The following is a 23015-nucleotide window of genomic DNA, read 5'->3' as shown; positions in this document are numbered from 1 at the left end:
TTTTTCATGGACCGGACCGACGACAGTTTTGAAATCAAGGCAGGCACCGGCGGCGATGTCGCCGGCATGTTCGCTGAATTCTCCACCGCCTTCGAGGAGTTCAAGCGCACGAATGACCAGCGCCTGGGCGAAATCGAAAAGCGCGGTAGCGCCGACGGCCTGCTGGAAGGCAAGCTCGACCGGCTCAATGCTGTGCTCGACGGGCAGAAATCGGCGATGGACCGCGCTCTGGCCGACAAGGCCCGCCCCATGCTCGACGGCAAGTCGGCGCAGGGCGACGAATATAAGGACGCGTTCTCGGCCTATGTGAAGCGCGGCGAGGAGAAGGCGCTGTCGGTGGGCGTCGCTGCCGATGGCGGCTATGTGGTGCCGGCGGAAACCGAGAGCGAAATTACCCGCAGGCTCACTTCGGTATCACCGATCCGCGCCATTGCGGGGGTGCGGCAGGTGTCCGGCTCGGTCTACAAGCGCGCCGTTTCGCTGACCGGCCCGGCGACCGGCTGGGTGGGCGAGACGGCATCGCGCGCCACCACCGACAGCCAGACGCTGGCGGAACTGAGCTATCCGACCATGGAACTCTATGCCATGCCGGCGGCGACTACGGCCTTTCTCGACGACGCGGCGGTCGACGTCGGGCAGTGGATTGCCGACGAGGTCAATGCGGCGTTCGCGGCGCAGGAAACCACGGCCTTCGTGAGCGGTGACGGCACCAACAAGCCGAAGGGCTTTCTGGCGTCGACCATGGTGGCCGAAGCGAGTTGGAGCTGGGGCAATCTCGGCTATATCGCCACCGGCGTGTCGGGTGCGCTGCCCACGACCAGCGCCAGCGACGTGCTGATCGACCTGGTCTATGCGCTCAAGGCCGGCTACCGCCAGAACGCCAACTGGGTGATGAACCGCAAGACGCAGGGCTCGCTGCGCAAGCTCAAGGATGCCGACGGTAATTACCTGTGGCAGCCGGCGGCGAGCGCGGATGGCAAGGCCCGGTTCATGGGGTTTGACCTGGTGGAGGCAGAGGACATGCCGAATATTGGGGCAAGTTCGCTCTCGGTGGCGTTCGGCGATTTCAAGCGCGGGTATCTGATCGTGGACCGCCAGGGCGTGAGCGTGCTGCGCGATCCATTCTCCAGCAAGCCGTATGTGCTCTTCTACACCACGAAGCGTGTGGGTGGTGGCGTGGCCGACTATGACGCGATCAAACTGCTGAAGTTCGCCGCCTCGTAAAGTCCGTGATCCTGGCCAGATGGAGCGAAGGCCCTGTGTTCCGGTGCTCACGCACAGAACGTACGCTCCGCTCCGGTGCTCGCGTCTCCGCTCCATCTGACACAGGCTGACGGACTTTTCTTCGCGGCGCGGTGCACGTCAGGAATGCCAGGCGAACTCCTCCCCCTGACAGGGGGAGGTTGGGTGGGGGTGTTCGGAGCCACGATGTCAGATCGGGGCCCCAGCATCCCCCACCCTTGATCCCTCCCCGCGAAGGGGGAGGGAGACGACTGAAAATTCAGCGTCAAAATCCAACAAGGATCAAAACAATGACGTCATACCTTCTCGCGGGGCCCGCGGAGGAGCCGGTTTCGCTTGTCGAGGCGAAAGGGTTTCTCAAGGTCGAGGACGAAGCCGAGGATGGGTTGATCAGCACGCTGATCAGCGCGGCGCGGCTACATGTCGAGGGTGTCACCGGGCGGGCGCTGCTGGCGCAGAGCTGGCGGGTGGTGATGGATCAATGGCCGGATAATAGGGTGGTCAGGCTGCCGGTGGGGCCGTTTATCAGCCTCACCGAGATCAATGCCTATGATGATGGCGGTGGCGCGCATGAAATCGGGCTGGCGCAGTTTTTCGCCGAGCCGGATCGGCTGCTGCTGCCGCTCAATGTGGCGGGAATGCCGAGCCTACGCGAGAGGCAGGGGTTGGAGATCGACTATGTGGCAGGGTTCGGGACCGAGCCCGAGGATGTGCCGGTCGATATCCGCCAGGCGCTTCTCGTGCTGGTGGCGTACTGGTTCGAGCATCGCGATGCGGTGATCGTGGCGGGGTCCGGATCGGTGGTGCCGACGGGGTTCGACCTGCTGGTTTCAAAGCATCGGCAGGCGCGGCTATGAGCGAGCGTGTTCCGCCGATCGGCACGATGACGGACCGGGTGCAAATCCGGCGCAAGGAAATGACCGGCGAGGACGAGGGTGGGCACACTACGCTCTATGTGCCGATGGCAACGGTGTGGGCGCGGGTGCGCAGCCTGACGGGGCGGAGAATCGAACAGGCGGACGGGCGTGCGGTGGGCATTTCCCACAGCGTAGTGATGCGGTTCCGGCCCGATCTGGGACCGGGGGATCGCGTGGTTTATCGCGGGCGCAGTCTCGACGTGGTGACTGCGGCTGACCTCAACGGGCGGCGAGCCTATTTGAGCTGCGCCTGCATGGAAACCAGTGTTGCGGGGTAGGCTATGCACGCCATTGTTGAGCTGCAGGGCGCGCTGGTGGGCGCGCTGAATGCCGACGCCGACCTCGTGGGGCTGATCGGCGTCGGCGCGGTGTTCGATGCGCCGCCCAAGGGGCGGAGCGGGGCCTATATCGTGGTGGCGCGGCATGATGCGCTGGCGCGGGATGGTGACGGCGCGCCGGGGCATGATCATCGGGTTTTGCTGCATGTGTGGCATGGCGAGGCCAGCCGCAAGGCGGTGTTGGCGGTGGCCGAGCGGGTGGTGGCGGTGGCGCTGGGTGAGTTTGGCGCGACCGGGCTGGCGGTGACGCATCGCCAGCATGTGCGCACGGATACGGCGATCGAGGGCGGGCAGGCGCGGGCGGCGGTGACGCTGCGGTTTTTCAGCGAGACTGGGTAAGGCGCTCATCGAGCGCACAAAGGCACCCCCACCCAGCCTCCCCCTCAAGGGGGAGGAGCCACTCCACTCTTGGGGCTCGATCCAGTTTAGCACGCCGATGCAACTCCTCCCCCTCCCAGGGGGAGGTTGGGTGGGGGTGGCGTGAGCCCCGATTTCACAAGCAAACACGAGGACACATCCCATGGCAGCCCAGAGCGGCAAGGACATGCTTTTGAAGCTCGACCAGACCGGGTCGGGCAGCTTTTTGACGGTGGCGGGGCTGCGTACGCGGGCGCTGGCGTTCAATGCCTCGACGGTGGACGCGACCGACCAGGAAAGCGCCGGGCGCTGGCGGGAGTTGCTGGCAGGGGGCGGGGTGAAGAAAGCCTCGGTGAGTGGGTCGGGGATTTTCAAGGATGGTGCGTCGGATGCACAGATCCGCACGCTGTTCTTTGCCGGAACTATTCGGAGTTGGCAGTTGATTATTCCCGATTTCGGGGTCGTCCAGGGGCCGTTTCAGATCACGGCGCTGGAATTTTCGGCGGATCATGCGGGGGAAGTGACGTTCGACCTGGCGCTTGAGAGCGCTGGGGAAGTGACGTTTTCGGTGATTTAGGGCGGGCGATCTTTCCGCCCAACTCTCCCATCCACCGGTCCTTCCCGCGGACTTGATCCGCGGGCCTTCCAACGCACATGCCGTGCTGAGAGTGGCCCGCGGATCAAGTCCGGGGGAAGGACAGTGGGTGTGGAAACTGCGTGGTCAAACATACCAAGGGAAACACCATGGCGAATACGCAACGCGGCGAAGTCGATGCGGTGATCGGCGGCGAGCATAGAGTTTTGTGCCTGACACTGGGGGCGCTGGCGGAACTGGAGGCGCGGTTGCAGGCGGGGGATCTTGTTGGACTCGCAGAGCGGTTTTCGGGCGGGCGGGTCTCCGCACGCGATCTGACAGCGATCCTCGGCGCAGGACTGCGCGGCGGTGGCAATGCGATTACCGATGACGACCTGGCGCGGCTGAGCATTGAGGGCGGGCTCAAGGGCGCGGCCGAGATCGCGGCAAAATTGCTGAAGGCGACGTTCGGAGAGACGGCGTGACGCCGTTTCCCTGGGAGGCGGCGATGCGGTTCGGGTTTGGGGTGCTGCGCCTGTCCTCGGAGGCATTTTGGCAGCTGACGCCGCGCGAGTTGGCGGCAGCGTTCCGGGCGGTCGCTGGCGAGCAAGTGCAGGCGCCGGCACGCAGCGCACTGGAAACGATGATGGAGAGATTTCCCGATGGCCGATGATCTGTTTCCGGACGGTTTTCGCGACGAGCTTGGCGATGTGCGGTTGGAATTGGGCCGGATCGAAAATCTGGCGGACGGGGTGGCGCGCTCGCAGCCAGGGCCTTCGCGGGGCGCTGACCGACGGAAAGTCGCTGAAAAGCATGCTTGGCGACATTGCCAAGTCGTTCGCGGATATCGCGCTCAAGGCAGCGATCCAACCGTTTGCAAACCTGGCGGGTGGGTTCGTGGACAGCCTGTTCAAAGGGATGAATCCGGCGGTGACGCCGTTTGCCAAGGGAGGAGTGATCGCCTCGCCGGGATATTTCCCGATGGGCGGCGGGCTGGGGCTGGCGGGCGAGGCTGGGCCGGAGGCGATCATGCCGCTGCAGCGGGGAAGTGATGGCCGGCTCGGCGTGAGCGGCGGCGGTGGCGGGGTCAACGTGACGTTCAATGTGACGGCCAGCGATGCGCGCAGTTTTATGAGCAGCGAGGCGGATTTGAGCGCGATGCTGCTAAGGGCCGTGAAGCGCGGCACACGGGCTTCCTGACACTGTCTCCCTTCTCCCCTTGCGGGAGAAGGTGCCCGAAGGGCGGATGAGGGGCAGCGATCGCTCGGCGCTCACCGAGCGGAGACAACCCCTCACCCTGCTTTCCCGCTGAACGCGGAAAAGCTGTCCCTCTCCCGCAAGGGGCGAGGGAGGGCTCCACTCTCTTTGTAAGGACATCTCACATGGCTTTTCACGCTGTGCGCTTTCCGTTGGACGTTGCGCTGGGGGCGCGGGGTGGGCCGGAGCGCAGGACTGATGTGGTGACGCTGGCGAGCGGGACCGAGGAGCGCAATAGCCGGTGGCGGCATTCGCGTCGGCGCTACAATGCCGGTTATGGCGTCAAATCGCGGGCGGATATGCAGGCGGTTCTGGCGTTTTTTGAGGAAAGGCGCGGGCGGCTGCATGGGTTTTTGTGGCGCGACGGGCTGGATTATTCCTCGGGTGGCGCGGTGCAGGGGCCGAACGATCAGCGGATCGGGACGGGGGACGGTAGCCGGACCAGTTTTCAGCTCAGCAAGACGTATGGGGCGAGTTTTGATCCCTATTTGCGGCCGATTACGCGGCCGGCGGCGGGATCGGTGCGGGTGGCGGTCGCGGGTAGCGAGGTGTTGAGCGGGTGGACCGTGGATGTGGCCACTGGGATCGTCGGGTTCTCGGTAGCGCCGGCCAATGGGGCGGCGGTGACGGCGGGCTTTCTGTTCGATGTGCCGGTGCGGTTCGACACCGACAGGCTTGATATCGAGCTGACCAGTTTTGACGCGGCGGAGGCCCCGAGCATTCCGCTGGTGGAGATTTTGTCATGAGGACGCTGGAGACGGGGTTCGCGGCGCATATCGCCGGCGGGGAGACGACGCTGGCCAATTGCTGGCGGATCACTCGGAGCGATAGCGTGGTGCTGGGGTTCACCGACCATGACGGGACGCTGAGCTTCGATGGCACCGACTTCGTGCCGGCACATGGGTTGGATGGGGCGGAGGCGCCGGCCAAGCTGGGCGGGCAGGTGGACACCAGCCAGGTGCTGGGCGTGCTGCATGCTGATGCTATTGCCGAGGACGATATTCTGCTCGGGCGGTACGACGGGGCGGAGGTCGAGAGCTGGCGGGTGAACTGGGCGGATGTGAGTCAGCGGCTGCTGCTGCGGCGCGATAGCATCGGCGAGATCGTGCGCGAGGATGGGGTGTTTCGGGCCGAACTGCGTTCGAGCCAGCAGGGGCTGAATGCGCGGCATGGCCGGATCTATCAGGGGCTGTGCGACGCTGAGCTGGGGGATGCGCGCTGCGGTGTCAACGCCGCCAGTGCTGCGTTTCGCGGGGTGGCGACGGTGGAGGCGGTCGAGGACGCGTACCGGTTGCGGGTCAGCGGGCTGGCGGGGTTCGATGCCGGGTGGTTCGCGTTCGGGTCGGCAGTGTGGAGCGCGGGTCGGCGCGAGGGGTTGCGCGACGGGGTGATCGGGCACGCGCGCAATGGCGGGGTCGATGTTCTGGCATTTGGCGTCGTGGTGGGTGAGTGGGTCGAGGTGGGCGATACGCTGGCGGTGACGACGGGGTGCGACCGGCGGTTTAGCACCTGCAAGACCCGGTTCGGCAACGCGGTCAATTTTCGCGGCTTTCCGCATATTCCGGGCAGCGATTTCGTGCTGCGGCATCCGCGGGCGGGCGATGCGCTGGATGGTCGGGCGGTGGTGAAATGAGCCCCGACCTGGTGGTCGCGGCAGCGCGGCTTTGGCTGGGCACGCCCTATCGGCATCAGGCGGCGACGCGGGGGGCGGGGTGCGATTGCTTGGGGCTGCTGCGCGGAGTGTGGCGGACGCTTTATGGCGATGAGCCGATGGTGGTGCCGCCGTATCGGGCCGATATGCGCGATCCGGCGCATGCCGGGGCGCTGCTGGCGGCGGCAGAGCGGTTTTTGCTGCCCGTGAGCGGTGAGTTGGCGGCGGGGCAGGTGCTGCTGTTTCGGCTCAATGGCATGGCCGAGGCCAAGCATTGCGGGATTTTGGCTTCGGCTGAGCGGTTCATCCATGCGCAGGAGCGGCTCGGTGTGGTCGAGGCGGCACTGAGCGAAGCCTGGGCGCGGCGGATCAGCGGGCGTTTCGTTTTTCCGGCCGTTCTCTAGCTTTTCAGAACAAGGATCACTTATGGCAACGCTTGCGCTTTCGCTGGCTGGCAATTTCGTTGGCGGGCTGGTGGGCGGGCCCATTGGCGCGACTATTGGCCGGGCGCTGGGCGCGCTGGCGGGCAGCGCTATCGACGGCATGCTGTTTGGCGAGGACAAGCCGGCGGCGACGGTCAGCGATGTGCGGTTGCAGGGCTCGTCGGAGGGCGGGGCCGTGCCGCGACTGTATGGCTGGAGCCGGCTGAGCGGTAATATCATCTGGGCGCGCGAGCTGGAAATGCTGAGCGTCGAGAATGCCGGCGCCAAGGGCATGGGCCAGGAGGAGACCGAGGACGAGGTCGGCGCCAGCTTTGCCGTGGCGTTTTGCGAGGGCGAGGTGCATCGGCTGGGACGGATCTGGGCCGATGGGCAATTGCTGGAGACCAATGGGCTGACGCTGCGGTTTTATCGCGGCACCGAGACCCAGTTGCCTGATGGGCTGATTGAGGCGACGCAGGGCGTGGCGCCGACCTATCGGGGGCTTTGTTACCTCGTGGTCGAGCAATTGCCGCTGAGCAAGTTCGGCAACCGCATTCCGCAATTGAGCGTGGAATTGTGCCGGGTGGTGGGGGATTTGGAGCCGGCTATTCGCGCGGTGACGGTGATCCCGGGGGCGACGGAGTTCGGTTATGACCCGGTGCCGCGTGTGCGGCTAGTGGGCCGGGGGGAAACCGTCGGAGAGAATACGCATGTGGCCAAGGGCGTCAGCGACTGGAGCTGGTCGATCGACGAGCTGACAGCGCTGTGCCCGAACCTGGAGCGCGTGGCGCTGGTGGTGGCCTGGTTCGGCAATGACTTGCGGTGTGGGCATTGCACGGTTGGGCCGCGGTTGGAAAGCGCCAGCCGGACGGTCGAGGGCGTGAGCTGGAGCGTGGCGGGGCTGGGGCGCGGCGACGTGCCAGTGGTGAGCAGCCATGGCGGCGGTCCGGCTTATGGCGGCACGCCGTCCGATGCGGCGGTGCGGGCGGCGATCGCGGATTTGCGGGCGCGCGGCATCGCGGTGACGCTCTATCCGATGGTGCTGATGGATGTGCCAAGCGGCAATGGCTTGCCGAACCCGTATTCGGGGACGAGCGGGCAGGCGGCCTATCCGTGGCGTGGGCGGATCACCTGCGATCCGGCGCCGGGGCGGGCGGGATCGCCGGACAAGAGCGGCGCGGCGGCGGTGCAGGTGGCCAGCTTCGTGGCGGCCGGTTACCGGACGATGATGCTGCACTATGCGCAATTGGCGCAGGATGCCGGCGGGGTCGATGCGATCCTGATCGGCTCGGAAATGGTCGGGTTGAGCACGGTACGCGGCGCGGCGAATAGCTTTCCGTTCGTCGATGCACTGGTGACGCTGGCGGCCGATGTACGGGCGATTGTGGGCGGTGGCACCAAGATCAGCTACGCGGCCGATTGGAGCGAATATTCGGGCTACCAGCCGAGCGGGGAGAAGTTTTTCCATCTCGATCCGCTATGGGCGTCCGCCAATATCGATGCGGTGGGTATCGACAATTACATGCCGCTGGCGGATTGGCGGGATGGTTCGGGCCATACCGATGCCGCGCTTGCAGCAACCGGATATGAGCTGGATTACCTGGCGGGCAATATCGCCGGTGGTGAGGGGTTCGACTGGTATTATGCCAGCGATGCCGACCGGCAGGCCGGGACGCGTAGTGTCATCAGCGATGGAGCTTATGGCGAGCCGTTTGTCTATCGCGTCAAGGACATTCGGGGCTGGTGGAGCCACTACCACTATAACCGGCCGAGCGGTGTGCGCGCCGCCGTTCCGACGGCCTGGGTGCCGGGTGGGAAGCCAATTTGGCTGACTGAGCTGGGCTGCGGCGCGGTCGATAAGGGGGCCAACCAGCCCAATATTTTTGGCGATGACAAGAGCGCCGAGAGCGGGCGGCCGTATTTCTCCAGCGGCATGAGCGATCCGCTCATCCAGCGGCAGTTTTTGCGGGCGCATCAGCAGCACTGGCGCAATCCGGCGAACAATCCGGCCGGCATGGTCGATGTCAGCCGGATCTATCACTGGACCTGGGATGCGCGACCATTTCCGGCGTTTCCGGCGCAGACCGATGTGTGGGCGGATGGGCCCAATCACCGCACCGGCCACTGGCTGACTGGGCGACTTGGGGCAATGAGCAGTGGCGAAATGGCCGCGGCCGTGGCGGCCGAGCATGGCGTGACGCTGGTGGGCGAGCCGGCGCTGCCGCTGGTGCATGGCTTTGTGCTGGATCAGACCGCGACAGGGCGCGATGCGCTGGAACCGTTGATCGCGGCGAGTGGATTGAGCCTGCGGGCGTCGGCTACGGGACTGCGGCTGGGGCAGGCGCGGCGGGCGGCGCAGGTCGCGGTCGGTGCGGATGATCTGGTGCGTGAGGATGGCGCGGTACTGTCGCGGCGGCGGGCCGATCCTGCGGAAGCCGTAGGACGGCTGGCGCTGACCTTTGTTGACCGCGAGCGCGATTACCAGGTCGGCACGGTTACGGCGCTGCGTGGTGCTGGACCGGTCGGGAGCAAGGCTTTGCCGCTGGTGCTCGACCTGGGCGGCGCACGGATCGCGGCGGAGCAGGGGCTATTGGCGGAAAGTGGGCAGCGCGAGAGCGTGGAATTCAGCTTGCCGCCGAGCGCCTTGGCGGTGGAGCCGGGGGATGTCATCGATCTCGGCATCGCCGAAGGACCATTCGAGGTCACGGAAATCCGCGACGGCGCGGTGCGGCGGGTGACGGCGCGAACGTTGGTCGCACCGGTGCCGATCGCAGTGGCGGTCGATGGGGCGAGGACGGGCGGGGCGAGCAGCTTCACGCAATCGCGGCCGGTCGTGGTAGCGGCGCATCTGCCGCCGGTGCCGGAGGATGCAGGGCGGACGCGGCTGGTGCTGGCGGCGCATGCGCAGCCTTGGCCGGGCGTGGTCGCGATTGCCGATGGCAATGGGGCGAGCCTCGCGCGATTGGGGCGGCGCGCTGTGATGGGCGAAACCGTGGGCGGATTGGCGGCCGGACCAGCCGGACTTTGGGACCGGGCGGCAGCTCTGACGGTCAAGCTTTACGCAGGGCATCTGGCGGCGCTGGATGAATTTGCGGTGCTGGCGGGGGGCAATCGTATTGCGGGGCAGACGATCGGCGGGGATTGGGAGGTCATCGGTTTTGCGCAGGCGGAGCTGATTGCGCCCGCGACGTATCGATTGAGCCGGCTTTTGCGCGGACAGGCCGGGACAGTTCCGGCGATCGGAACAGTGGCGGATGGAGCTCCCGTGTTTCTGCTGGATTCGCGGGTCGGCGTGTTGCCAGTGAGCGCGCAATGGCTGGGGACTGAAGCGAGCCTCATTGCCTATGCGGGAAGCGATGATCTGAAGGGAACCGGCTTCACGGCGGATTTCGCCCTGGCGCCGGTTTTGCCGCTAGCGCCAGTGCACCTTCGAGCCAAGCGGGCAGGGGGCGATATTGCGCTGAGCTGGACCCGTTGCAGCCGGGCCGATGGCGATGGCTGGGGGGCGGGCGATGCGCCGCTCGAACATATGCCGGAGCGTTATGCGGTCAGCATCTTCGATGGGCTGACGCTGCTGCGCAGCTTTGAACGCAGCACTCCGGCAGGGACCTACGCGGCGGCCGATCAGGTCAGCGATTTCGGCGGGCCGGCCTCGGCATTCCAATTCACGGTTCAGCAGATCAGCCCGGTATTCGGGGCGGGCCATAGCGGCAGGGGACAATTCAATGGCTAGGACGCGGTTCGATATCTGCCTCGATCAGGTGCTGCAATTCGAAGGCGGCTATGTCGATCATCCCAGCGATCCGGGCGGCGCCACCAATTTGGGGATCACCCGCAAGACGCTGGCACGCTGGCGGGCGGTTACGCCGTGGTGGGGTTTGGCCAAGAGCGAGGTGCAGAGCCTCGATCGCGCCGAGGCGGCCCAGATTTACAGGGGCGGCTATTGGGATCGCAGCAATGCCGGGAAGTTGCCGCCGGGGCTCGATCTGGCGCTATTCGATTTTGCGGTCAATTCGGGCCCGGACCGGGCGATCAAGACACTGCAAGGGCAGCTCAAGGTCGTGGCAGACGGGCAGGTCGGGCCGCTGACGCTGGGCGCGATCAAGACCGAGATCGCGCTGCGCGGAGCGGCGGGGCTGATCGATGCGCTCTGCGGCAAACGCCTCGATTTCCTCACCCGGCTGGCGACCTTCGCGGTCTTCGGCAAGGGCTGGACGGCCCGCGTGGCGGCCATTCGCAAGGCCGCACTGGCGGCCGCGGGAACCCAATCTTCGACCACTGTTCAATCACCAAACTGGAGTGACACCATGGCTGCATTGTCGGGCTACAAGACCTATATCGTCGCCGCCTTCATGCTGATTGCGGGCCTAGCCCAAGTGCTGGGCATCGACCTGCCGACGCTCGATGGCGGCTCGGCCGGACACCTGATCATGGAGGCGCTGGCGGTGATCTTTTTGCGCAAGGGGCTCAAGGGCGATATCGGCAACGCTTGACCGCTGCCGCCAGCGGCGTAGATGTGGGTGACCCGATATTGCTTATCGTGGCAACGGGTCGCCCGCAGCGGCGTTGGGAACCGGCGTGGCCGTTTCCTGAAAGAGGCGAAATTTTGAAGCTCATGAAGATCTTGTCGTATTCATGTCCCATTCAGCAACATCGTCCTAAGTTGCAAACATGAAAACCCTGACCCAGAAAATTCTTGCGTCGCTGGTGCTTTGTCTCGTCCTTGCGGCGACGACAATCGGCACCGCGCAGGCTGCGTGCCTGTCTCCGCTCGACGCCCAAAAGGCTGCCGAGTCGGGAGAAATCAAGTCGTTCGACCAAGTATTGGCCGAGGCAGGCATCGACGACAGCGTCAAAATTCTCAATCGTCAGGTCTGTGACGAGGGCGGTCGCCTCGTTTATATCGTGGGCATCTTCCAGGATGGACAAGCACAGAACCTGGTGCTTGACGCTCAATAAAAGCTGGCATGGGTTACGGGGGCAAACAATGCGCATTCTGGTCGTTGAAGACGATACCAATCTGAACCGACAGCTCAAGGAAGCGCTGACAGAGGCCGGTTATGCGGTCGACGTCGCCTTCGATGGCGAGGAAGGACACTTCCTCGGTGACACCGAACCCTATGATGCGATCGTGCTCGATATCGGGCTACCGCAGATGGACGGGCTTTCGGTGCTCGAAGAATGGCGCCGGGCGGGCAAGACCACGCCGGTGCTGCTGCTCACGGCGCGCGATCGCTGGAGCGACAAGGTGCAGGGCATCGACGCCGGCGCCGACGACTATGTCGCCAAGCCATTCCATATGGAAGAAATCCTGGCCCGTATCCGCGCTTTGGTGCGTCGTGCGGCCGGGCTTGCCTCCAATGAGATCGTGGCCGGCGCCGTCCGGCTCGATGCCCGTTCGGGCAAGGTCACGGTGGACGGGCAATCGGTGAAGCTGACCAGCCACGAATTGCGGCTGCTCAGCTATCTGATGCACCACAAGGGCAAGGTCATCTCGCGCACCGAACTGACCGAGCATCTCTACGACCAGGATTTCGACCGCGACAGCAATACGATCGAAGTGTTTGTCGGTCGCCTGCGCAAGAAGCTGCCGGAGGATTGCATCCAGACGGTGCGTGGACTGGGTTACCAGATCGCCGAGGATTAAGCCCATGGGGCAGGTGCATTTGCCCGGACGGTGGCACATCGGCACCTCTCCCTTTGGGGGAGAGGTCGACCCTCTTGGGTCGGGTGAGGGGGCCTTCCCCGGACACCTCACCCAGCAAAGGCCCCCTCACCCGGCGCTGCGCGCCGACCTCTCCCCCAAAGGGAGAGGTGAAGCGTGAGAAAGGGTTCGATCGCGGCGTCGCTGTTCTGGCTGTCGGCGGGCTGGCTGATCGTAGCGCTGGTGGCGACGGGCTTTTTGCTGACCGACCTCTATTCGCGCGCGCTCGACACCAGTCTGTCCGAGACGCTGGAATTTCACGTCGAGAGCCTGGCGGGCGACCTGCTGGAAAGCGGCGATCCGCTTAGCCAGGCCATTGCACTGACCGATCCGCGCTTCGACCGGCCGCGGTCGGGCTGGTACTGGACCATCAGGGATGCGGATGGCCAGCTCTACAATCTCTCCACCTCGGTGGTCGGCATCGTGCTGCCGGCGATCGAGGGGCTGGCCGACGCCTCAGGCATGCGCACCGGTGTGGTGGACGATGCCTTTGGCACCCGCATCCGCGTGGTCGAGCGGGCAGTAACCATCGGGGCTAAAACATACGAAATCGTGGTGACGGGCAGCCTGAGCGAAGTGCTCAAGCTGGTTGACGATTTCCGCGGACAGACCTTCATCGTGCTGGGCGCGGTGGGGGCGATGCTAGCGATCATGAGCGTGATCGTAGCGCGTATCGCCATGCGGCCAATCTCGCGGCTGCGCAAGGCCATCGAGCGGGTGCGCGAGGGCGACGCAGTGGCGGTGGACGGCACCTATCCCAACGAAATCGCGCCGCTTGCCGAGGAGGTCAACGAACTTCTGCGCTCCAATGCGCAGATCATCGAGCGGGCCAAAAGCCAGGTCGGCAATCTGGCCCACGGGCTCAAAACCCCGATAGCCGTGCTGCGTAACGAAGCCGCCGCCAAGAAAGGTGCGCTCGCGGACGTGGTGGCGGCCGAGACCGAGAAGATGAGCACCATGGTGTCGACCTACCTGGAGCGGGCCCGGCTGGCGGCGCGCACCTCGGTGGTCGGCAAGAAAGCCGACAGCACCATGATCATGTTGCGGCTGACGCGGGTGATGCGCAAGATTCATCCCGATGTGACGGTGGCATTCCAGCGCCCCGACGCGTCGCTGCCCTGGTTCCGGGGGGACGAGGCCGATCTTGAGGAAATGGCGGGCAATCTGCTCGACAATGCCTGTAAATGGTCCAAGGGGCAGGTGGGGGTGCGCTTGTCGGCCGAACGCGGCGATACCGGCGTGATGCTGCTGATCCGGATCGATGATAATGGGCCCGGGCTTTCCGAGGAAGACGCGCAGAAAGTGTTGCGCCGCGGTGTCAGGCTGGACGAGAAAACGCCCGGAAGCGGACTTGGGCTCGATATCGTCAAGGAACTGGTAGATGTGTATGGTGGCAGCCTGCAACTCACGCGTTCGGCGCTTGGCGGCCTGCTGGTGGAACTGCGTCTGCCCACTTCCAGGCTCACCGGGATGACCAAGAGCTGAAACAACTGGAACCAACCGACGCACTTTCGCCTTATTGCGAAAACATCAAGCCTAGACGCTTCAGAGACCCAGATATGACCCTTGCCCTCCGCTTCGCTACCCCATTGCTCGCCTTGACCCTGGCCGCCTGTGCCAGCACCGGCTCGACCCAGGTAGCGCAGGCGCCCGTGGCGGTTGCCGCGCCAACGTTCATCGCCCCCGTTGGGCCCAGCCCGGCGCAGACAACCCAGGTGGCGCTGGCCGCGACCAGCATCGCCAACGGCTTTGTCGATCCGGCAGCACTGGCACTGATGACAGCCAAGGATTCGGCGGAAGCCAATAGCGCGCAGTTCTATGCGCTGCAGTTCGGCCGTCCGGGCGCGCCACGCCAGTGGTCGGGCGACAAGGGTTCGACCGGCACTGTCGGCGTCGGCCCCTACGTGCGTGTCAACAATCTCGACTGCCGCGACTTCACCCACACCGTCAAGATCGGTGGCGCGGAATACGTCAAGAAGGGCACTGCCTGCCGCGAGAGCGGCAACAACTGGACGGTGGTGCAGGGCGCCGCCTGATCGGTAACAATCGAGAGGCCAAAGCTCAAACATTGTTTACTTCGGCGGGGTAGGGTTTGGGACCTCTTTTTCCTAACCCCGTCTATTTCCATGTCCTCACTTGCCGACCATAGTCCCGCCAGCGCCCCCCTGGAACAACGCCAGCCGACAGCGGCGCCGCAGCCCTTTCTCGGGCTGATCGAGGCGGTGACCGTCGAGGATCCGGTACTGTTTCCATTCGATGGCTCGATCCTGCGCAAGCATGCGCAGAACGCCTGGATCTGGGCAGCACGCGACCTGTGTCCGGACCTGCTCGGCGAAGTCGAGACCATGTCCCAAGCCGATCTCGAAGCGCTGATGCCGCAAGTGGTGACCCGCATGCGCGATGGCCTGAAACAGGCCGAGGATTATGAAACCGGACGCCGGTTGCGGGCCCAATTGGGTGGTCCCGAGGCGCTGGAGCGCCTGCCTTTCGTGATCAACGCCCTGCACAGCCGTGCCTTGCTGATCAAAGCGGAGGCGTTCGGCAAAGCCGCCAATGGCATCGACAACGATCATACGCTCGGTACGGCGCTGCAGGCCATGCCGCTGCAGGATGCTTCCGCCACTGCATTGCTGATGCATGTGGCAATCGGCCAGATCGCCAATCCCACAAGGCTCGTCACCACCGCGCTGCGCATAGCGGGTGGCGGCAGTGAAGCCGCGATTCAGCGCGGTGGTTTTGCGCCGCTGGTGGACGCGATCCTCGCCCATGCGCAGAACCAGCTCCATGCCTTGCAGCAGACCGGCCCCTTCGCCGATGTTGACATGACCTGCCGGGCGCTGGACCGGTTCCACAGGCTGATCCGCTCGCTGACAGGCTACGTCGAATTTGCGCGCAATAGCCGCTGGACCATGGTTCTGGCGGCGCTGACCAAGCACACATCGGACCGCATCGAGCAACGCCTCAAGGAGGTGGTGCCCGATTTGAACCAGGGGTTGCGTAAGATGCCGGGCACGGACCGGCTGGATCATGACCGGCTGCTGTCGGCGCTGAACGGCATGTACCTGCTGGCGGCGGTGCGCGACAGTCGCGACTCGCTGGCGGTCAATGCCCTGTTCGACCATGCCTGGAGCCAGTCGGGCGAGGCGCTGGAACTGCATCTCACCCGCAATCTGGAGCTGCTCAAGCTCAATCCGGATGATGTGCTGATCGGCACGCGGTTGGATGCGGCGATCAAGATGGCCGAAATCCGCTTCAACCCCGAATATGCCGAAACGCTACGCCGGGCTCGGCACACCGCTGAACGTCGGGCTTGATTGCGGCGGGGCGACCGGCTCGACCAGCCTGATCGCTATGGAGCGGCCCTGATCGCGCAGGGTCAGGCCTTCACCGGCATGAGGCGAGGCTTTGCCGATCAACGCGATGGCGCTGTCGCCATCGTGGCCGACCACCGCGCCGATTGCCTGGCGAGAATCGGACTGATCGGAATTGACGAAGATCAGCGCGCCGACCGGCAGGATGCGCGGCTCGGCTGGCGCCACCATCCACACCTGTTGCTCGGGGCCGAAGCGGCCGACGAGAAAAGCTGGCACCCGTGGGGCGGGCGGCGCCGGACGCAGATCGGGCAGCAGAGCCAAGCGAGCCGCATCAATCAGGTCGCCGCTGGCCACGGTGCGCTCCTGCGCCACGATGCCGGCGCTCTCCACCGGGATGCCCCCCAGTTGCACGCCCGCCGCAACATCGACAATGCCCAGCGAACGCGGCTGGTCGGCGAGCGACCACGTCGGCTCGGGCCGGCGGAACGGCCACCAGGGACGCTTGGTTGACGGGCGAGGATCGGGCGGCTGAATCAGGTTGAGGCCGGCATCCAGATAACTCACCTGCTCAGTAGTTTCGGAGCGCGGCACCTTGGGTGTCGGCGCGTCGAGGGTCTCGTAGGCCGGGTCGATGGTGAGTTCGACCACCGGGGTGCGCGGCGCACCGAACAACTTATCCACCGCATCCTGACCGCTCAGCAGGCAGGCATGCTTGCTGAAATGGCCGGCAGCGCTGCCCGCAAGGGCCATCTGTGGCAGGGCGCCGATGGGTTCGATGCGGTGGCGCTCGGCATTCCAGCGGCTGCGGCCGCCCGCCATGTGCCACAGCGTCAAATCCGGCTGCCAGCCGCCGCAGACCAGCAGAAGATCGGTGGGGACCGGCGCTTCGGCATGGGCGGCATAGCCGTCGAAGAACAGCTGTAGTGTGACCGAGAGACCAAGGCCCTTGGCGGCGGGCGCAGCCAATGCCGGGATGGTGCCACCGGCCTGCATGATGCCGTAGGCGCGGGAAAATTCGATGAACCGCGATTGCGGATCGGTCCGGGAGTCGGCGATCTTCTGGGTCGCGACGCCCGCATCGGTCAGCAGCATCGGCAGGCGATAGGCCGCGCTGTGGACGGTGGCGAGGATGGCCGATCGACCGAGCCAGACGCCATAGCGCTCTGCCAGCAGATAGGCCTCCAATGTCGTCATCACGCGGGGCTGGCGATTGCCCGGGAACACCGGCAATCGCTCGATGGCGCCGGTGGCGAGGATGATGCGCGGCGCGGCGAGATCGATGACTTCACCGGTGACTGTGGTGCCGTCCACGAGTACCCGGTGTGCCCTGACCCGGCCGGAATGCACGGCGAGGACCTGGGCGCGCAGGATCACGGTGATCGCGTCGGTTACGGCGATCGCGGCACTGAGTTGGCTGATCGTCTGATCGGGGGTCTCGTCGCCTTCCTGGGAGCCGAAATAGCGGGCGCTCCCGCCCAGCAACGGCGAGGCCTCCAGCAGGGTCACGCTGGCGCCGGTGCGGGCGGCGGCCAGGGCCGCGATCATGCCGGCCACACCGCCGCCAACCACGACCACATCCGTAGTGATCAATGCATGCGGCTGCTGGTCATGCCATGGGGAGGCGAGGGCGGCGCGGTCGAGATTTTGCTGTAGCGAACGGCGCTTGTTGCCGAAAGCCGGCAGGCGCAATCGGCGGAGCCGGCCCCCGAAGGTATGAAATTCCGCCCCGTCGAGGGCAGGGGTGCGCTGCATGGGCAGGGTCTGTGCGGCCTTGCCGCGCCTCTGCGTCATGGCGGGGGAGAACCGCCCGCTGAGCCCGATCGGCTGGCCGTCAAATTCCCCAACCATGTCGATGCCCGACGCCAATGCGGCGCTCAGCACCGTGTCGCCGGCAAACCCCGAAATGGTGCGGCCATCAAGGTGGAATTTCAGCGGCTTGCTGCGATCGATTTCAGTGCCATGAAAGCCATGCTGCTTGTCGATGCCGAGGCGGTTGGGCTGACCCTTCATGCGGCGGCCAGCGCGGCATGTGGTGCATAGTCGGCAACGGTGGAGTGCGCCATTGGCCGGCCCGGTATCCTGGCGGCGAAATAGGCTAGCTCGTCGGTTGTCGCGGCGCCCACGAACCAGCGGGCCAGCGCCGGCGCGAGGAATGCCCCCGTTGCGCCGAGACCAGCCAGCAGTTCGGGGCCAGTCCCATTAATGCTGCCGACAATGGGCGCGCCGTCGTGGCTGCGCAGGCTATCGTGGCTGTTGCCGCCGGCCTGGCGCAACTGGCGATTGGCGCCGAGCAGGACGCCGATGTGGGAGACGCAGGCATCGTGGCCGCCCGCGCCGATGGCAATCACGCCGCCATGACTGCCCTGTGTGAAGCTCAAATCCGCATCGATCTGCAACATGACCCGCGCCGCCAGCGGAAAGGTTGGCTCGGTCAGGATCGTGGTCATTGCCTGGCGGTAAAATAAGCTCGCTACCGCTTCGGGCGGCAGGTGCCCGAGGATGGCCTCATCATCAGCCAAAATGGCGCGGGTGGCCTCGGTGACCTTGCCCTCTAGGTCCATGCTGGCACTGCCATTGGGCGCGATGGTGAGACGAACCTGCACAAGCGGCAGACGGGTTACGCCAAGGCCCTCCAGCCAGCGATCCAGCACCGGCTCCAGCCGGTCGCGCTGCAGATAAAGCGCGTCGCGCAATACAATGCCCTCGCGGCCTTTGCCCAAATGCTCGCTGGGCAGCGGCTCGATGGCCGCACTGAACCCGGCCGCGCTGCTGCACACAAAGGCCATGGCTTGCTGGCCAATAGGCGTATCGGCAAAAAAGATCGGATCGAGCCGCATCGTGCTGGCCTTGCCACCTGCCTTGGCCAGCAGTTTGACCGTCTCCGGCACGGCCTGGCTGAGCAGCGCCCACGACTCGGGCCGGGTCATCGGGCCGACCGACAGATCGATCCCGCGCGGCAGGCGAAATGCCGCATGGCTGTCGCCGACCCAGATGACGCGCTTGCCATGCACACCGGCCAACAGGCCCGCAACCAGCCGCGCCAAAGGGGTTGAGCCAACCACGGCAAAGTCGGCTGGGGCCTCGCTCATGGCGTCTGGCGAGCCTGTGGCAATGCGTCCGCGTCACCCTTGCGTGTTTTGGTGGTTTTTCGCCGCATTTGGCTTATAGCTCGCTTCTCTTGCCGCATGACGGCGTCAAGCATCTCAGGGCCCATGCTTTTCTGGTTTATTGCCATCGCCGTAACCGCCATTGCTTGCGCTGCACTGTATTATGCGGCGGCTGGTCGCATGGTCAACGCGACTGGACCCGATTCACCGCCCGCCAACAATCATTTTCGCCTTGTGCTGGCTGGGATTGACGCCGATTTGGCCAACGGCAAGCTCGGCGAACCCGAGGCCATCGCCGCCAAGGGCGAACTGGCGCGCGAAATGCTGCGCCAGCAGGCCGAAGTGGACGCCAAGGCAAAGCCCAAAGCTGAGATCAGCCGCGGCACCATTGCCGCCTTTCTCGGCGCCGTCGCAGTGCTGAGTCTGGTCACCTATTGGATGCTGGGCAGCCCCGAATTGCCAAGCCAGCCGCTGGCGGGACGCACCCAGGCTGCGGCGCAGGATATCGACCTCCCGGCCGCCATCGCGCGCATCGAGCAGCAACTCGCGGTCACGCCCAATGACCTGCGCGGCTGGTCGGTGATTGCTCCGGTCTATCTGCAAACCGGGAAGTATGCCGAAGCCGAACACGCCTATCGCCGCATCATCGAACTGGGCGGCGGCAATGCCGATATCCAGACAGCCTTGGCCGAAACCCTGATGCTGCAGTCCAATGGCAGCGCCGCCGGCGAGGCCCTGACCCTGCTGCAAAGCGCGGCCGCGAGCGATCCAACTCACGTGCTATCCCGGCTCTACATCGCCGCGGAACTAACCCGCAGCGGCCAATACGACGACGCCGTCAAAGCCTGGGATGCGGCTTTGGCGCTGTCCAAGGGCGACGAGCCCTGGGTCACCGCGGCCAGCGAAGGCCGGGCCGTAGCGGTGAACAAGGGCGTCATGCCCGCTGGCACGCCCACCCCCACCTCCGACGCCATTGCCAGCATGGTCTCAGGCCTCGCGGCGCGGCTCGATACGCAAGGGGGCTCGATCGAGGAATGGACGCAATTGGTGCGTGCCTATGTGGTATTGAAAGACTTGACCAAAGCGCAGGCGGCCTATGACGATGCGCTCAAGGCCTATCCGAAGGCATTCGATCGCGGCGATCTCGATGCTGTCGCCCTCGAAGCCGGCCTCAAGGGAGCCACACCATGACCATGCCATCGGCCGTTCGCCGTAAGGGCTGGACCCGCAAGCAGAAACGCCTGGGGCTGATCGCGGGCCTCGCGGTCGTCGTTGCGCTGGCGACCACGCTGGTGCTGGTGGCTTTGCGCGACCAGATCGTGTTTTTTTATTCGCCCTCCGACGTGGCGACGCGTGAGGTTGTTGCCGGCCAGGCGATCCGGCTAGGCGGATTGGTAAAGGACGGCTCCTGGGTGCGAAATGGCGACAGCAACGTGTTCGTCGTCACCGATGGCAAGTCCGAGCTCACGGCCTCCTATACGGGCATCCTGCCCGACCTGTTCCGCGAGGGGCAGGGCGTGGTGGCCGAGGGCAGCATGACGCCGGACGGCAAGTTCGCCGCCACCAATGTGCTGGCCAAGCACGACGAAAACTACATCCCGAAGGAAGTGGTCGAGGCGCTCAAGGCCAGCGGCGAATGGCGTCCGGAAACGGCGGGGGTGACCAAGTAATGTCGATCGAACTCGGACATTTCGCGCTCGTCCTGGCCTTTGCCATCGCCACTATTTCCACCATTGGCGGCTACATGTTCTGGCGCACCGGCGAGCGTATTTCGCTGTTCCTCAGCCAGGGCGCGGTGTTGCAATTCGTGCTGGTGGCGGCGGCTTTCGCGGCGCTGATTCAGGCCTTCGTGACGTCGGACTTTTCGCTGGCACTGGCCGCCAATAATTCCCATTCGCTGAAACCCCTGATCTTCAAGATTTCCGGCGTCTGGGGCAATCACGAGGGCTCGATGGTCCTTTGGGTGATGATCCTCGTCGCCTTTGGCGCCATGGTTGCGGCCTTCGGACGGCGCCTGCCGCCTGACCTGCTGACCCTGGTGCTGGCGACGCAGAGCATGCTGGTCGCGGCCTTTTCCGGCTTCACCCTGTTCACCTCCAATCCATTCGTGCGCATGATTCCGCCGCCGCTGGAAGGCGCCGATCTCAATCCGGTGCTGCAGGATATCGGCCTCGCCATCCACCCGCCGCTGCTTTACGCCGGCTATGTGGGCTTTTCGATCTGCTTCTCCTTCGCCATCGGCGCGCTGATTTCCGGCCGCATCGACCAGGCCTGGGCGCGCTGGGTACGGCCGTGGGCCGTGTTGAGCTGGATGTTCCTCACCCTGGGCATCACCATGGGTTCCTACTGGGCCTATTACGAGCTTGGTTGGGGCGGCTGGTGGTTCTGGGACCCGGTAGAAAACGCCAGTTTCATGCCCTGGCTGGCGGGCACCGCGCTGTTGCATTCGGCGCTGGTGATGGAAAAGCGCAATGCGCTAAAAATCTGGACGGTTTTCCTGTCCATCATCACCTTTTCGCTGTCGCTGCTCGGCACGTTCCTCGTGCGTTCGGGCATCCTGACCTCGATCCATACCTTCGCCAGCGATCCCACTCGCGGGCTGGTCATCCTCGCCTTGCTCGCGCTGATCATCGGTGGCGCCTTCGTGCTGTTCGCCATGCGCGCCTCGGCCCTGCGCACCGGCGGCCTGTTCGCGCCCGTCAGCCGCGAGGGCGCGCTGATCCTCAACAATCTGTTCCTCGCCACGGCGATGGGCGCGGTGCTGGTCGGCACGCTCTATCCGCTACTGCTCGACGCTATCGCGGGCACCACCATCTCGGTGGGCGCTCCATTCTTCAATCTGACCTTCACCGCGCTCATGGCGCCGCTGCTGCTGGTGCTGCCGTTCGGGCCGATGCTGGCCTGGAAGCGCGCGGATGTCGTCGGCGCGGCGCAACGCCTGATCGGGGCGGCGGCGCTGGCGATTTTCCTCACCATCCTGATTTCGGCCCTCGGCGGCATCTCGATTTCGCTCGCGCCATTGGGCCTGCTGCTGGGTTTCTGGGTGGCCTTCGGCGCCGTCGCCGAATTGATCGACCGCAGCAAGCTGGGCCGCATTCCCCTGGTGGAAAGCTGGCGCCGCCTGGTCGGCCTACCGCGCTCGACTTACTCGACGGCCATCGCCCATTTCGGCATCGGCATTGCCGTGTTGGGCATCGTGGCGACGACCGCATGGGAAACCGAACTGGTGACCACCCTAAATCCGGGCGAAAGCGCACAGCTGTCCGGCTACACCATCGCCTTCGACAAATCCTCGCAAGTGCAGGGCCCCAACTACATCGCCGATCAGGGTGATTTCACCATTACCGCGCCGGGCGGCGGCACGCGCCCCATGGTGGCCCAGCGCCGCACCTATGTGGCCAGCGGCATCCCCACCACAGAAGCCGCCATCGGCACCTACGGCTTCTCGCAGCTCTATCTGCAACTGGGTGAGCCGCTCAAGGACACCCATGTCGTCCGCGTCTGGCACAAGCCCTATATCACGCTGATCTGGCTCGGCGCCTTGCTGATGGCCGGGGCAGGGGCCCTGTCGCTCACCGATCGCCGCCAGCGCATTGGCGCCCCCCGCCGCGCCGTCAAGGCCATGCCGGAGCCTGCCGAATGAGCTGGCTTCGCCCGGTCCTGCTTGGCCTTCTACTGGCGATCGCACCCGTCGCATGGGCCGTCAACCCAGATGAAATGCTGGCCGATCCCGCACTGGAGCAACGTGCCCGCGATATTTCCGGCGAGCTGCGGTGCCTCGTCTGCCAGAACGAGTCGATCGACGACAGTGACGCCGACCTCGCCAAGGACATCCGCGTCCTGGTCCGTGAACGCCTGACGGCCGGCGATACCGACGATCAGGTGCGCCAATTCCTCGTCGACCGCTATGGCGAATTCGTCCTGCTGCGCCCCCGCGTCGAAGGCCACACGCTGCTGCTGTGGTTCGCCGCCCCAGGCCTGCTGGTCATCGGCCTGATAGTGCTGTTCGTCATGGCCCTCCGCCGCCGCAGGCCTGTTGCAGTGGACGAGTTGAGCGCTGAAGAGCAGAAGGCGCTGGATTCCCTTCGGGGCGACCGACCTTAGGCCCCCTCATCCGCCCTTCGGGCCACCC

General features: G+C 65.2%; 24 protein-coding genes. 22 read left to right on the top strand and 2 right to left on the bottom strand.

The genetic code is table 11. The features are described 5' to 3' along the window. Positions 1-6: 6 nt before the first annotated feature. The 18 genes from JWR51_RS18410 to JWR51_RS18325 all read left to right on the top strand — a co-directional run bounded on the left by JWR51_RS18410 (position 7) and on the right by JWR51_RS18325 (position 15776). Positions 7-1224: a phage major capsid protein gene (locus JWR51_RS18410; RefSeq protein ID WP_299750857.1), complete on the top strand. Its 1218-nt coding sequence runs from the start codon at positions 7-9 to the stop codon at positions 1222-1224. A 308-nt stretch (positions 1225-1532) separates the two neighbouring features. Continuing rightward, positions 1533-2099, top strand: a complete 567-nt coding sequence (locus JWR51_RS18405) for a phage head-tail connector protein (protein ID WP_299750854.1) — start codon at positions 1533-1535, stop codon at positions 2097-2099. After that, positions 2096-2437 carry a phage head closure protein gene (locus JWR51_RS18400; protein WP_299750851.1) on the top strand — a complete coding sequence of 114 codons (342 nt, stop codon included), beginning with the start codon at positions 2096-2098 and terminating at the stop codon, positions 2435-2437. Before JWR51_RS18405 ends, JWR51_RS18400 begins: the two co-directional genes overlap by 4 nt. 3 nt (positions 2438-2440) lie before the next feature. Next, positions 2441-2836 (top strand): DUF3168 domain-containing protein, encoded by a 396-nt coding sequence (locus tag JWR51_RS18395; RefSeq protein WP_299750848.1) that lies wholly within the window; start codon positions 2441-2443, stop codon positions 2834-2836. A 181-nt stretch (positions 2837-3017) separates the two neighbouring features. Continuing rightward, a complete protein-coding gene (locus tag JWR51_RS18390) occupies positions 3018-3431 on the top strand; it encodes a phage major tail protein, TP901-1 family (protein WP_299750845.1) in 414 nt (137 codons plus the stop codon). Between the two features lie 167 nt (positions 3432-3598). Beyond that, the gene (locus JWR51_RS18385; protein WP_299750841.1) at positions 3599-3913 is read left to right on the top strand and encodes a gene transfer agent family protein; all 315 of its coding nucleotides are present in this window, start codon (positions 3599-3601) and stop codon (positions 3911-3913) included. Next, complete coding sequence (locus tag JWR51_RS18380) at positions 3910-4101, top strand: rcc01693 family protein (RefSeq protein WP_299750838.1); 192 nt, start codon at positions 3910-3912, stop codon at positions 4099-4101. Before JWR51_RS18385 ends, JWR51_RS18380 begins: the two co-directional genes overlap by 4 nt. After that, complete coding sequence (locus tag JWR51_RS18375; protein ID WP_299750835.1) at positions 4098-4628, top strand: phage tail tape measure protein; 531 nt, start codon at positions 4098-4100, stop codon at positions 4626-4628. The genes JWR51_RS18380 and JWR51_RS18375 overlap by 4 nt, the downstream gene beginning before the upstream one ends. A 182-nt stretch (positions 4629-4810) precedes the next feature. Next, positions 4811-5431: a DUF2460 domain-containing protein gene (locus JWR51_RS18370; RefSeq protein ID WP_299750832.1), complete on the top strand. Its 621-nt coding sequence runs from the start codon at positions 4811-4813 to the stop codon at positions 5429-5431. After that, the gene (locus JWR51_RS18365; RefSeq protein ID WP_299750829.1) at positions 5428-6318 is read left to right on the top strand and encodes a DUF2163 domain-containing protein; all 891 of its coding nucleotides are present in this window, start codon (positions 5428-5430) and stop codon (positions 6316-6318) included. The genes JWR51_RS18370 and JWR51_RS18365 overlap by 4 nt, the downstream gene beginning before the upstream one ends. Further along, on the top strand, positions 6315-6740 hold the full coding sequence (locus JWR51_RS18360) for an NlpC/P60 family protein (protein WP_299750826.1): 426 nt from the start codon (positions 6315-6317) through the stop codon (positions 6738-6740). The genes JWR51_RS18365 and JWR51_RS18360 overlap by 4 nt, the downstream gene beginning before the upstream one ends. 22 nt (positions 6741-6762) lie before the next feature. Then, entirely contained in the window at positions 6763-10491 is a 3729-nt protein-coding gene (locus JWR51_RS18355) for a glycoside hydrolase/phage tail family protein (RefSeq protein WP_299750824.1), read from the top strand. After that, a complete protein-coding gene (locus JWR51_RS18350; protein ID WP_299750821.1) occupies positions 10484-11251 on the top strand; it encodes a glycosyl hydrolase 108 family protein in 768 nt (255 codons plus the stop codon). The genes JWR51_RS18355 and JWR51_RS18350 overlap by 8 nt, the downstream gene beginning before the upstream one ends. A gap of 178 nt (positions 11252-11429) precedes the next feature. Further along, on the top strand, positions 11430-11717 hold the full coding sequence (locus JWR51_RS18345; protein WP_299750818.1) for a hypothetical protein: 288 nt from the start codon (positions 11430-11432) through the stop codon (positions 11715-11717). A gap of 28 nt (positions 11718-11745) precedes the next feature. Further along, positions 11746-12405 (top strand): response regulator transcription factor, encoded by a 660-nt coding sequence (locus JWR51_RS18340; RefSeq protein WP_299750815.1) that lies wholly within the window; start codon positions 11746-11748, stop codon positions 12403-12405. A gap of 174 nt (positions 12406-12579) precedes the next feature. Further along, entirely contained in the window at positions 12580-13947 is a 1368-nt protein-coding gene (locus JWR51_RS18335; RefSeq protein WP_299750812.1) for a HAMP domain-containing sensor histidine kinase, read from the top strand. Between the two features lie 74 nt (positions 13948-14021). Further along, positions 14022-14498, top strand: a complete 477-nt coding sequence (locus JWR51_RS18330) for a hypothetical protein (RefSeq protein WP_299750809.1) — start codon at positions 14022-14024, stop codon at positions 14496-14498. Between the two features lie 90 nt (positions 14499-14588). Continuing rightward, positions 14589-15776 carry a hypothetical protein gene (locus JWR51_RS18325; protein ID WP_299750806.1) on the top strand — a complete coding sequence of 396 codons (1188 nt, stop codon included), beginning with the start codon at positions 14589-14591 and terminating at the stop codon, positions 15774-15776. On the opposite strand, the gene JWR51_RS18320 is transcribed toward JWR51_RS18325, so the two are convergent. Together JWR51_RS18320 and JWR51_RS18315 are read right to left on the bottom strand one after the other, a co-directional pair. After that, entirely contained in the window at positions 15738-17786 is a 2049-nt protein-coding gene (locus JWR51_RS18320; RefSeq protein WP_299750803.1) for an FAD-dependent oxidoreductase, read from the bottom strand. The two genes, JWR51_RS18325 and JWR51_RS18320, sit on opposite strands and share 39 nt — an antisense overlap. After that, positions 17783-18865 (bottom strand): hypothetical protein, encoded by a 1083-nt coding sequence (locus JWR51_RS18315; protein ID WP_299750801.1) that lies wholly within the window; start codon positions 18863-18865, stop codon positions 17783-17785. The genes JWR51_RS18320 and JWR51_RS18315 overlap by 4 nt, the downstream gene beginning before the upstream one ends. Positions 18866-18988: 123 nt before the next feature. Here JWR51_RS18315 and ccmI point away from each other — a divergent pair, with 123 nt between their 5' ends. Genes ccmI through JWR51_RS18295 form a run of 4 tightly spaced genes read left to right on the top strand, consistent with a single transcriptional unit; the run spans position 18989 to position 22987 of the window. Beyond that, complete coding sequence (gene ccmI / locus JWR51_RS18310) at positions 18989-20074, top strand: c-type cytochrome biogenesis protein CcmI (protein WP_299750798.1); 1086 nt, start codon at positions 18989-18991, stop codon at positions 20072-20074. After that, on the top strand, positions 20071-20553 hold the full coding sequence (gene ccmE / locus JWR51_RS18305) for a cytochrome c maturation protein CcmE (protein ID WP_299750796.1): 483 nt from the start codon (positions 20071-20073) through the stop codon (positions 20551-20553). Before ccmI ends, ccmE begins: the two co-directional genes overlap by 4 nt. Then, a complete protein-coding gene (locus JWR51_RS18300) occupies positions 20553-22526 on the top strand; it encodes a heme lyase CcmF/NrfE family subunit (protein ID WP_299750793.1) in 1974 nt (657 codons plus the stop codon). Before ccmE ends, JWR51_RS18300 begins: the two co-directional genes overlap by 1 nt. Beyond that, positions 22523-22987 (top strand): cytochrome c-type biogenesis protein, encoded by a 465-nt coding sequence (locus JWR51_RS18295; protein ID WP_299750790.1) that lies wholly within the window; start codon positions 22523-22525, stop codon positions 22985-22987. Before JWR51_RS18300 ends, JWR51_RS18295 begins: the two co-directional genes overlap by 4 nt. Positions 22988-23015 lie beyond the last annotated feature (28 nt).

This window comes from Devosia sp., assembly GCF_028290625.1.
Classification (GTDB): domain Bacteria; phylum Pseudomonadota; class Alphaproteobacteria; order Rhizobiales; family Devosiaceae; genus Devosia.
This window is presented reverse-complemented; position numbering and strand designations above follow the sequence as displayed.